Source organism: Rhodoferax sp., assembly GCF_014859475.1.
Classification (GTDB): Bacteria; Pseudomonadota; Gammaproteobacteria; order Burkholderiales; family Burkholderiaceae_C; genus Rhodoferax.
The window spans coordinates 1-7541 of record NZ_JACUUE010000120.1; the positions used below are offsets into that span (position 1 = coordinate 1).

The 7541-nt window shown below is 60.4% G+C and carries 7 protein-coding genes; 6 read left to right on the forward strand and 1 reads right to left on the reverse strand.

What is annotated here, in order from left to right; translation table 11 throughout:
* The first annotated feature begins 58 nt into the window (after positions 1-58).
* The 6 genes from IBX54_RS10440 to IBX54_RS10465 all read left to right on the forward strand — a co-directional run bounded on the left by IBX54_RS10440 (position 59) and on the right by IBX54_RS10465 (position 7122).
* Complete coding sequence (locus IBX54_RS10440; RefSeq protein ID WP_296542594.1) at positions 59-970, forward strand: U32 family peptidase; 912 nt, start codon at positions 59-61, stop codon at positions 968-970.
* A gap of 12 nt (positions 971-982) precedes the next feature.
* Entirely contained in the window at positions 983-1480 is a 498-nt protein-coding gene (locus IBX54_RS10445) for an SCP2 sterol-binding domain-containing protein (protein ID WP_296542595.1), read from the forward strand.
* Between the two features lie 56 nt (positions 1481-1536).
* Positions 1537-2154 carry a UbiX family flavin prenyltransferase gene (locus IBX54_RS10450; protein ID WP_296542596.1) on the forward strand — a complete coding sequence of 206 codons (618 nt, stop codon included), beginning with the start codon at positions 1537-1539 and terminating at the stop codon, positions 2152-2154.
* A gap of 359 nt (positions 2155-2513) precedes the next feature.
* On the forward strand, positions 2514-3998 hold the full coding sequence (gene ubiD / locus IBX54_RS10455; RefSeq protein WP_296542597.1) for a 4-hydroxy-3-polyprenylbenzoate decarboxylase: 1485 nt from the start codon (positions 2514-2516) through the stop codon (positions 3996-3998).
* Between the two features lie 155 nt (positions 3999-4153).
* Positions 4154-6187, forward strand: coding sequence for a sensor domain-containing diguanylate cyclase (locus IBX54_RS10460; protein WP_296542598.1), 2034 nt, complete (start codon positions 4154-4156; stop codon positions 6185-6187).
* A 137-nt stretch (positions 6188-6324) separates the two neighbouring features.
* Positions 6325-7122, forward strand: a complete 798-nt coding sequence (locus IBX54_RS10465; protein WP_296542599.1) for a hypothetical protein — start codon at positions 6325-6327, stop codon at positions 7120-7122.
* 32 nt (positions 7123-7154) lie between these two features.
* Here IBX54_RS10465 and IBX54_RS10470 read toward each other — a convergent pair whose 3' ends face one another.
* Positions 7155-7454, reverse strand: coding sequence for a hypothetical protein (locus tag IBX54_RS10470; protein WP_296542600.1), 300 nt, complete (start codon positions 7452-7454; stop codon positions 7155-7157).
* Between the last annotated feature and the right edge of the window lie 87 nt (positions 7455-7541).

Consider the following 7541-nt stretch of genomic DNA (forward strand, 5'->3'; position numbering starts at 1 on the left):
GTCATGGATTGCGTCACTTCGTTCGCAATGACGATCTCTTTATGACAAATTTGTTTTTATGAAGCTCTCTCTGGGACCCATCCAATACTACTGGCCGCGCGACGAGGTGCTGGCTTTTTACGAAGCCGTGGCGCAGTCACCGGTGGACATTGTTTACTTGGGCGAAGCCGTGTGTTCGCGCCGCCACGAGGTGCGCCTGGCCGACTGGCTTGACATTGCGGCGGTGCTGCGCGAGGCCGGCAAAGAAGTGCTTCTGTCCACCCAGGTGCTGATCGAATCGGGCGCCGACGTGACCGTGCTGCACAAGATCTGCGCCAACGGCACCTATCTGGTCGAAGCCAACGACATGGGCGCGGTGCATTGCCTGGAGGGCAAAGTGCCCTTTGTGGCCGGGCCGCATCTGAACATTTACAACCTGCCCACGCTGACATGGATGGCGGCTCTGGGGTTGCAGCGCTGGGTGATGCCGCTGGAAATGGGCCGTGACGACCTGGCCTTGTTGCTGGCGGGCAGCCCGGCGGGCCTGCAAACCGAGGTCTTTGCCTATGGCCGCATGCCGCTGGCGTTTTCAGCGCGCTGCTTTACCGCGCGCCACTGCAACCTGCCCAAGGACGACTGCCAGTTCAAGTGCATCGAACATCCCGACGGGTTGCTGATGCGCACCCGCGAGAGCGAGGAATTTTTGGTGCTCAACGGCATCCAGACCCAATCGGCGCGCGTGCACAACCTGCTGCCCGAGCTGGCCGCCATGCGCGACATGGGCGTGGCAGTGGCGCGCATCAGCCCGCAGTCACAGCACACGCCGCGTATCATTGAACTGTTCCAGGACGTGATCCAGGGGCGCGCTGATGCTGCGTCTGCCAACGCCGAGTTGCTGGGCTTGATGCCCGAGAAGCCGTGCAACGGCTACTGGTATGGCAAACCCGGCCTGGAGCAGGTCACCACCCAAGCCGTACCCATGCCGGTTTAAAGGAGTTTTTTTATGAGCGAAAAACCATGGCTGATCCCGAAGCCCGTCGGGCAACTTCTGGGGCGGCTGCCGGGCTTGCCGGGGTCGATGTTGTTTGTCACGGCGCTGAACGTGGCGCTGGCCAAACAACTCAATGCCGATGTCACGCAAATGCTGGTCGGCAAAAAGCTGCGCCTGTGCGTGCTCGATGCGCAATGGACCTTCGACTTTGAGTGGCGCACCAAGGGCTTTGCGGCTTGTCGGAACACCGGTGCCGCCGACCTCACCATCAGCGCCAGCGCGCATGATTTCGTCAAACTGGCACGCCGCCAGGAAGACCCCGACACGCTGTTTTTCAACCGCCGCCTGACCATGGAGGGCGACACCGAGCTCGGCCTGCTGGTCAAAAACACCATTGACGCGATCGAGTTGCCAGTGTTCAACCTGGCCCAACTCCACCCGCGCCATGTGCTGGCGCAAGCGCGTGAACAGTTCAAGGCGCGGCTGGGCAACTTGCGGCCGGGGGCCTGACTTCAGATGAACCGGATTGGCCCGTCATCGCGAGGAGCACAGCGACGTGGCGATCCATGCCTGCACGGTTCATGGATGGCCGCGCTGCGCGCGCCATGACAAGCACGCAACCCAAACACATCATCGTCGCCATTTCTGGCGCCAGCGGCGCGGTCTATGGCGTGCGGCTGTTGGAAATGCTGCGTGAACTGGGCAAGGTGCAAACCCATCTGGTAGTGTCTGACGCCGGCTGGCTCAACATCACGCAAGAGCTGGGGCTGCCACGCACCGACATCGAAGCCCTGGCCGACGTGGTTTATCCCGTTCACAACGTGGGCGCAGCCATTGCCAGCGGCTCCTTTCGCTGCGACGGCATGGTCATCGCGCCCTGCTCCATGCGCACGCTGGCAGCCGTGGCGCTTGGCCTGTCAGACAACCTGATCAGCCGCGCCGCCGACGTCATGCTCAAGGAGCGCCGCAAGTTGGTCTTGATGGTGCGCGAGGCGCCTCTCAACCTGGCGCACCTGCGCAACATGACCAGCGTGACCGAAATGGGCGGCATCGTCTTTCCACCGGTGCCGGGTTTTTACCAGCGGCCGCAAACAATTGAAGAAATGGTCAGTCAAACGGTGAGCCGGGTGCTTGATTTGCTGGACCTGCCGCAGGCCGATGCGGTTCGCTGGAACGGGCTGTAGGTCTTTTTCATGGCCAGTTCAAACAGAATACGTTTATGAAACCCGCAAGGCAGGCAGTCGGGGCGGCTTCTTCATACTGGAGTACCAGAAATCATCAGCCACCCCGACTGCCCACCTTGCTGGACGACTGGTGAAAACGAACATTTGTTTTTGTCTTGGTATTCAAGAATGCAAGATCAAGCAGAGCTTTCGGCGCAGCAGCCGGATGGGGTGACCCCCGATTTCTGGTACTCCAGCATGAGGGGGACGCCCCATCCGGCTGCTGCGCAGCGCCCATCCGCAGCGCAACGCCCATGAACCATTTCTTCAGTTAATTGGGGGCAAATTCCAATTAATTTAATTTAAAAAGATCCCTCACCATGGCCTACCGCGACCTCAGAGACTTCATTAGCCAGCTCGAACAATTGGGCGAGCTCAAACGCATCCAAGCCGAGGTGTCGCCGCACCTCGAGATGACCGCGCTGTGCGACCGCACCTTGCGCGCTGGCGGCCCTGCTCTGCTGTTCGAGCGCCCGACCGGCCACAGCATTCCGGTGCTGGGCAACCTGTTTGGCACCACGCGCCGCGTCGCCTTGGGCATGGGTGTCAACGATGTGTCCGAGCTGCGCCAATTCGGCCATGTGCTGGCCACGCTCAAGGAGCCCGAAGCGCCCAAGGGCTTCAAGGAGCTCATCGGTATGCGCAGCCTGGTCAAAACGCTGTGGAGCATGTCACCCAAGGAACTCGGCAGCGCGCCCTGCCAGGAAGTCGTTCGGGAAGGCGCGGATGTTGATTTGTCAAAGTTGCCCATCCAGCACTGCTGGCCCGGCGACGTGGCGCCGCTCATCACCTGGGGCCTGGTCATCACGCAAGGGCCGCACAAGGCGCGGCAAAACCTGGGCATTTACCGCCAGCAGGTGATTGCCCGCAACAAGGTCATCATGCGCTGGCTGCCGCACCGCGGTGGCGCGCTCGACTTCCGCGACCACTGCCAGCACAACCCGGGCCAGCCCTACCCGGTGTGCGTGGCGCTGGGCGCCGACCCAGCCACCATTCTGGGCGCGGTAACGCCGGTGCCCGACTCTTTGAGCGAATACCAGTTTGCCGGTTTGCTGCGCGGCAGCCGCACCGAACTAATCAAGGCGCTGGGCAGCGAACTGCGTGTGCCCGCGTTTGCCGAAATCGTGCTCGAAGGCCACATCAACCCGGACGCCAGCCACAAGAGCGGCTTCGAGCATGCGCTGGAAGGCCCCTACGGCGACCACACCGGTTACTACAACGAACAAGCCGAGTTCCCGGTTTTCACCATTGACCGCATCACCCAGCGGCGCGAGCCCATTTACCACTCAACCTACACCGGCAAGCCGCCCGACGAGCCCGCCATGCTGGCGCTGGCGCTCAATGAATTGTTTGTGCCGCTGCTGCAACGCCAGTACCCCGAGATCACCGACTTCTACCTGCCGGCCGAAGGTTGCAGTTACCGCATGGCGGTGGTCAGCATCAAAAAAGCCTACCCCGGCCATGCCCGGCGCGTGATGTTTGGCATCTGGAGCTTTTTGCGCCAGTTCATGTACACCAAGTTCATTGTGGTGGTCGATGACGACGTCAACCCGCGCGACTGGACCGACGTGATCTGGGCCATCACCACCCGGGTTGACCCCACGCGCGACACGCTGCTGGCCGACAACACGCCCATCGACTACCTTGACTTTGCCTCGCCCGTGAGCGGCCTGGGTAGCAAGATGGGTATTGACGCCACCCACAAATGGCCTGGTGAGACATCGCGCGAATGGGGTCGGCCACTGACCATGAGCCCGGAAGTCACCGCCAAGGTGGACGCGATCTGGCAGACGCTGGGTTTGTAACACCCACCCATGACCCATGACCCATGACAGCGTAAAACGGCAGATATTCAGCTCTGTGCAACGCCTAAAAGACAGGCTTTGAGCCGGATTAACACAAGCGATTGCCACGAACTGGGCTATATTAGCGCGTGATGAATCACGCTTTTACTCCAGGCTTGACAAAATCAGCATCAAGCAACGAGACGGGCAGTGCTGCTGTGGTTGCCGCAACCGACTTCAAGATGTTGCGCCGCTTCGCCACCGTCAGCCTGGCCGCCTTTGTGGTGGTGGCGGTGCTGCTTGGTTATGCTTTTCGCACCCTGTCGGTGGATGCCCTGATCAACGGCTACCAGAGTGAGCACGTTAGCCACGCCAAAATCATCGCCAACGAGCTGTGGGATGATCACTTTGGTCCCCTGGTCCAGTCGGTGGCCGACAAACCCGCAGCCCAGCTGTATGCGGCGGATCAAATCCCTGAATTGCACCAGGAGGTACTGAGGCTGCTGAAAGGCACCAAGATTTACAAAATCAAGGTCTATGACTTGCAGGGCCGCACGGTGTACTCCACCGATCTGGAACAGATTGGCGTGGACAAAAGCGACAACGCGGGGGTGCAGGCTGGCTTGCGCGGACTGAACAGTTCCCAGCTGGTGCATAAGCACCAGCTCAGCGCCTTTGAGGGCGAACTGCAAGAGCGCGACGTCATCGAGAGCTACATTCCGCGCCACGACCCGCTCACAGGCAAGGTCAGCGGCGTCTTTGAAATTTATCGCGATGCCACCACGGTGCTGGCAGAGGTCGATCAACGGCAGTGGCTGCTGGTGACGGCCGTGATCCTGCTGCTGACGCTGCTCTATCTGGCGGTCTTCATCATCGTCAAAAAAGCGCACGACCAGATCGTTGCGCAAAATCTTGAGCGCCAAAAAGACCAGCAGGCGCTGGCCTTGAGCGAGGAGCGCTGGAAGTTTGCCCTGGAAGGCGCTGGCGCTGGCGTCTGGGACCGCAGCCTGCAAACCGGCGAAGTGGTGTTTTCCAGGCGCTTCATGGAAATGCATGGTTTTGAAGACCACGCGCTGGAGCACCAGGCCGAGGCCTGGCATGCGCGCATCCATCCGGACGATCTGGCTCGCATAGAAGCTGACCGAAACGCCTATTTCTCGGGCGAAAAAGCAAGCTACGCCAACGAGCGGCGCATGCAAACCCGTGATGGCCACTGGAAATGGATTCTGTCGCGCGGCATGGTGGTCAGCCGTGATGCGCAGGGCAAACCACTGCGCATGATCGGCACGCATACCGACATCACCGAGCGTCATGAGCACGAAGAAGCCCTGCGCCTGGCCTCCACCGTCATTCAGACCATGGACGAGGCCGTCATCGTTTGCAACGCGCACAAAGAAATCGTGTCGGTCAACCCGGCCTTTACCGTGATTACCGGCTACGCTGAAGCCGAAGTCATCGGCAAAAATCCAAGCCTGCTGGCCTCAGGCTCGCACACCGCCAAGTTCTTCCAGGACATGTGGGAGCAGCTGACCAGCAGCGGCAATTGGCACGGCGAGATCTGCGACCGGCGCAAGAGCGGCGCGCTGTACATCGCCTGGCTGTCCATCAAGCAAGTGCGTGACGAGCATGACACGCCAAGCCATTACGTGGCGGTGTTTTCCGATATTTCCGACCGCAAGGCGAGCGAAGAGCGCATGCAGCAACTGGCGCATTTCGATGTGCTCACCGGTTTGCCCAACCGCGCCCTGTTTTACGACCGTCTGCGCCAGGCGCTGGCCAAGGCCAGACGCGACAAAACGCGCCTGGCGCTGATGTTCATTGACCTGGATGAATTCAAACCCGTCAATGACAAGTTGGGGCATCAGGTGGGCGACCTGCTGCTCAAGGCTGTGGCGCAGCGCTTGTCGGACTGCGTGCGGCGCGGGTCCGACACGGTGGCGCGCCTTGGCGGCGACGAGTTCGTGGTGATGCTGCCGGAAATGGAAACGCTGCAGGCGGCCACGCTGGTGGCAGAAAATATCCTGCAGGCGCTGAACCGCAGCTTTGACATCGGCGAACACCCTATCCACATCTCTTCGAGCATTGGCATTGCCTTTTTCCCCGAGCATGGCGCCGACGAAAATGTGCTGCTCCAGAGCGCCGATGTGGCCATGTACCAGGCCAAAAACAACGGCCGCAATCAATGGTATGCGGCACCCATGCCCGACTGACTTGAAACAGGGGTTTCTCGTCTCAACCGGGCAACATGGGAGCGGCGCACTACACTTTGCAGCCTGTGCGTAACGACGTGGCCTGCAATCCGTTGCCAACAGTGCGCCATTTTCTTCAACCAACCAAGGCTCCCTGAATGTCCCAACTTAACAAATTGCTGCGCCTGGCCATGCTTTGTCTCGGCTTCATGAGCTTGCCAGCGACAGCGCTGGAGCAGGATGCCGCCTCGCTGGCGCTGGTGGACAAGGTGGTGCAGGCCTATGGCGGCGCACCGCAAATCGAGCAAATGGTTTCCCTGAACGCCGATGGCTTCATCAACGCGATCGTTCGCAATGCCTCCGGCACCTACAAACGCTGGTTCCAGCGGCCCCGCATGCTGCGGGTCGAAACGGTTTACCCCGCAACGTCCGAAACCCGTGTGCTCAATGGCGAGCTGGCCTGGCGAATTACCGGGGGCAACCTGATGTCCGGGGCCCAAGGGCCCGCCCGCCTGGCGATGATTTACCAATACAAGCAACTTGACCTGCCTTACGGCCTGCTCAAAGGCAGTTACAACCTGCGCCATGCAGGCAGCGAAACCATTGGCAAGCAGGCGACCGAGGTGATGGACCTGTGGGACGATGAGGGGCCGGCCATCCGGGTCAATGTTGACAGCACAAGCCATTTGATTGTGAAAGTAACCGGGCACATCGAAGCTGGCGGTCATGCCATGGTACTGGCGGTCGAGTTTTCGGATTTCAGGTCGGTTGACGGCGCGGTGCTACCGTTTCAGATCAAGAATTACGCCGGCGGCATGGCCATCAGCGAAACGGTCATCACGCGCTACGCGATCAACCCGTCGGTCGATGCCGAGCTGTTTGTCCCGCGTGTCAAGGGCCGTGAAGCGGCCATGTCAGACCGTGGCAAGCCGCTGTTAGCCGCAGCAGCCCACTGAGCGCCAACGGGTATTCCATCCGCCGGACTGGGTCATGACACCCATTTGGTGGTGTCGTCCAACACAAATTGGTTGACATCACCGAGCATGGCCTCGCGCAGGTCCTGGATGTCCATCAGGACATCGAACGGAAAGCCTTGGCGCCCGCCCCGCGCGTCTTCGATGAGCGAGTCAAAGTAGCCGCGTAACTTGGGCTTGTTGTCCTTGAATTCAAAGAGCGTGTTGACAATGCGGGGGAAGGCCATCGCCAGCGCCTGCGGGTACTTCAAACCCGCCAGCGTGCGGAAATATGCATCCACATCGACTTGTAATTGAACTGGTTCGTCGGCCACGGGAATCTCCTGGTGTTAACGTGAAAGAACGTCGTCATTGCGAACGAAGTGACGCAATCCATGACTGCCGAAGACATGGATCGCCAC

Excerpts from the sequence above, each read along its gene's own strand:
- IBX54_RS10445 (WP_296542595.1), top strand. The coding sequence starts at position 983 with ATGAGCGAAAAACCATGGCTGATCCCGAAGCCCGTCGGGCAACTTCTG.
- IBX54_RS10440 (WP_296542594.1), top strand. The coding sequence starts at position 59 with ATGAAGCTCTCTCTGGGACCCATCCAATACTACTGGCCGCGCGACGAG.
- ubiD (WP_296542597.1), top strand. The coding sequence starts at position 2,514 with ATGGCCTACCGCGACCTCAGAGACTTCATTAGCCAGCTCGAACAATTG.
- IBX54_RS10450 (WP_296542596.1), top strand. The coding sequence starts at position 1,537 with ATGCCTGCACGGTTCATGGATGGCCGCGCTGCGCGCGCCATGACAAGC.
- IBX54_RS10465 (WP_296542599.1), top strand. The coding sequence starts at position 6,325 with ATGTCCCAACTTAACAAATTGCTGCGCCTGGCCATGCTTTGTCTCGGC.